Annotated in this window: 3 protein-coding genes and 1 tRNA gene; 1 reads left to right on the plus strand and 3 read right to left on the minus strand. The window is 59.6% G+C overall.

All coding sequences use genetic code 11. The annotated features are described in order from the left end of the window. From QZ326_RS12355 to QZ326_RS12365, 3 genes are all read right to left on the minus strand, one after another. Positions 1-76, minus strand: a tRNA-Pro gene (locus QZ326_RS12355). A gap of 147 nt (positions 77-223) precedes the next feature. After that, positions 224-1,552: a sensor histidine kinase gene (locus QZ326_RS12360; protein ID WP_295745710.1), complete on the minus strand. Its 1,329-nt coding sequence runs from the start codon at positions 1,550-1,552 to the stop codon at positions 224-226. Positions 1,553-1,555: 3 nt separating this feature from the next. After that, a complete protein-coding gene (locus tag QZ326_RS12365; protein ID WP_295745713.1) occupies positions 1,556-2,266 on the minus strand; it encodes a LytTR family DNA-binding domain-containing protein in 711 nt (236 codons plus the stop codon). A gap of 276 nt (positions 2,267-2,542) precedes the next feature. Here QZ326_RS12365 and QZ326_RS12370 point away from each other — a divergent pair. Next, a partial coding sequence (locus QZ326_RS12370) for an ABC transporter ATP-binding protein (RefSeq protein ID WP_295745716.1) occupies positions 2,543-3,050 on the plus strand: 508 nt, incomplete at its 3' end.

Consider the following 3,050-nt stretch of genomic DNA (forward strand, 5'->3'; position numbering starts at 1 on the left):
TGGTCCGAGTGGCGAGACTTGAACTCACGGCCTCTTGACCCCCAGTCAAGCGCGCTACCAACTGCGCCACACCCGGATATGGATTTCTTCTGACTTCATCACTGTCAGCTTATATATATTAGCATAGCTTTCCAGAAAAAGCAACCCCCAAAATGTGTTTTTTTAAAAAAATTTTTGTACTGGCCCCAGGGCCGGCGGAGGAATTCCGCCGGCCGTTTCTTCCCTATCCCCCGTTCAGGGGAATACAGGCCACCAGCTCAAAGCGCCCCGCCCCTGCCCGGGTCTCCAGACTGCCGCCGCAGCGCTCGGCAATCTCCCGCATGCCGGCAAGGCCAAAGCCGTGGGCGGCCTTATCTACTTTAGTGGTAGACAGATCCGGACGGATTTCCCCGTCCATGGCATTCTCTACCCGCAGCATAAAGAGCCCCTTTTCCACCCGGCAGCGGACGGAAATCTGTTTGTCCTCCGCCTGGACCGCGGCCTCTATGGCGTTGTCCAGGGCATTGCCCAGCAGAGCGCACAGGTCCATATCCGCAATGGGCAGCTTCCGGGGTAGAGAAACCGCAAACTCCCCTTTGAGGCCCGCCTGATCCATGGTCTCCGCTTTGGAGGCCAGGACAATATTGGCCGTCTCATTCTCACAGAGGACCCGTCTCCCGCTTAAGGCGGGAGACGCCGCTATTTCTCTGAGATAGCGGGCAGCTCCATCGGTCTCGTCCTGCTCCAGCAGGCCCTGGACCACCGTCAGATGATTGCGCAGGTCATGGCGGAGGGTCCGCACCTGCCGCTCCTCCCGCCGAAGGTTCTGGTAGTAGCTCTCCCGCAGGGAGGCCAGCTTATCCGCCTCCTCCAGCTGCTCATGGTCCTCCAGAATCCGGATGGCGTACAGCAGGGCCAGAGAGGTCAGAAGTACAAAGGGCAGCACCGCCAGTCCCAGGTTCATAATTAGGCCGTGGAGAAGAAAGTCGGAATACAGATAATCCGTTTGAAGAAGCGGCAGGAGCACTACCGCCAGCAGAGAACTGAACGGCATGGCGGCCAGGAGCAGTACCAGCTTCCACAGCCGGGGAGAAAGCTGGGGCGGGTGTTCCGGCAGGCGCTTCCGGGTCCCCAGGTACAGAAGGCCCCAGCTTCCGCCGCGGATAAATTTTTCAGAATAATAGTACACATTGTCCAGATCAAAATAGGCCATGGCGGGGGCGTAGTAGGTATCCAGCATGGCGTTGACAGGCATAATGAGGCAGAAGAAAATGACTGTCACCGCCAGCCGTCCCACCCGGTCTCCCTTGGAGGCCAGCAGGAGTACAGGGACGAAGATCAGCAGGGTGAACAGCAGATTGGCATCCCCCAGCCAGATGACCATGGCGGATACGGAGCCCAGGAACAGGACCAGCGCGATCCGCCAGCCCCGCCGAGGCTTTACCGGCAGGAACGCAAAAACAATTCGGGAGAGGAAGAACCCGCTGACAACCACCAGGAGGTACCAGTACCAATTTTGGAGGGTGAGCAGCAGATATTCCGCTGTCCGGAAAAAGACCGTTATCACAGACATGGCCTAGCCCTCCAGCGCTGTCCGGGCCAGGGAGGCTAGAGCGGCGGAGCGGCAGGCCCGGCTGATGGGCAGGACCTCCTCCCCCACAAAGACCTGACCTCCCTCCAGCCGGTCCACGGCCCCCACCCGGACCAGATACCGCTGGTGAACCCGGACAAAACCATCCCCTATGGTACGTTCCACCTCATCCAACTTGCCGTAAAAGGTATAGGTCCGGGCGGTGGAGACGCAGGAAACCTGCCTCCGGTCGGAGGCAAAATAGAGGATGGATTTTTTGGGAATCCGGTACAGTGTCTCGCCGCTGCGGCAGAGGAATACCATGTCTCCCTCCCGGAGCCGGGCCTCCGCCGCCCGGTCCAGCACGCTGTCCAGTTGGTCCGGCTTGGGCGGCTTCATCAGATAGCCTAGGGCGCCCACGGAATAGCCGTCGAACACGTAATCCGTGTATCCGGAGACAAAGGCCAGAAGCAGATTCTCGTCCGCCTCCCGGAGGCGGCGGGCGGTCTCCATACCGTCCAGCTCTCCCATCTCAATGTCCAGAAAGACCATATCCAATTCCCCGGCGTGGTTCTTCAGCCACCGGAGAAGCCCCTCGCCGGAGGAGAACTCGAAGAACGTTCCCGCTCCCCGCCGCCGGTCCAGGGCCCGCTCCAAAGCGGACCGAAGGGCGATCCGGGCGTCGGCGCTGTCGTCACAGATGCCGATCCGCAGCATCGTATCAACTCCTTGCAGTTTTCTGGGACCATTGTACCACACCTGCGGTAATTCGCCAAACCAAATATGACAGTAAAACAACCAAATGTGACATGGCAGAACCCTTTGCCGTCAAATTTTACATCAAACCCTCCAAAGAGAGCGGCCCCGTTTGCGGGGGCCGTTTTTTTGCGCTATGCTGGCCCCAGAGAAAGTGGTTCTTCTACGCCTTCTACCCCGTCCATCTGGCGGTCATCGCCGCCGTTCAACTCATGCTGTAAGAAAGGAATGAATGTTATGTTAACTGTTGAAAACCTGCGTAAATCCTATCAGGTGGGAAAGACCTCCTACGAGGTCCTGAAGGGAATCTCCCTCCAGGTGAAAAGGGGGGAGTTCGTCGCCGTCATGGGCCCCTCTGGCTCCGGTAAGACCACGCTCTTGAACTGCATCTCCTGCTATATTCCCGCGGACTCCGGCAGCATCCGCCTGGGCAAAACCGAGCTGGCCCGCTTGGATGAGGACGCCCTGGCGGAGGTTCGGAACAAGCAGCTTGGTTTCGTCTTCCAGGACTTCCTCCTGCTGGACGGCCTGACGGTGCGGCAGAATATCCTCCTGCCCGCCATCATCGGCGGGCAGGTCTCCGACCTGGTGGAGAACCGGGCGGACCAGCTGTGCGAGGTTTTCGGCATCCCGAACATCCGGGACAAGTATCCGGCGGAGATCTCCGGCGGCGAGAAACAGCGCACCGCTGTGGCCCGGGCCCTCATCAACCACCCCCTGCTGATTCTGGCCGACGAGCCCACGG

The organism is uncultured Oscillibacter sp. (assembly GCF_910587525.1).
Taxonomy (GTDB): Bacteria; Bacillota; Clostridia; order Oscillospirales; family Oscillospiraceae; genus Oscillibacter.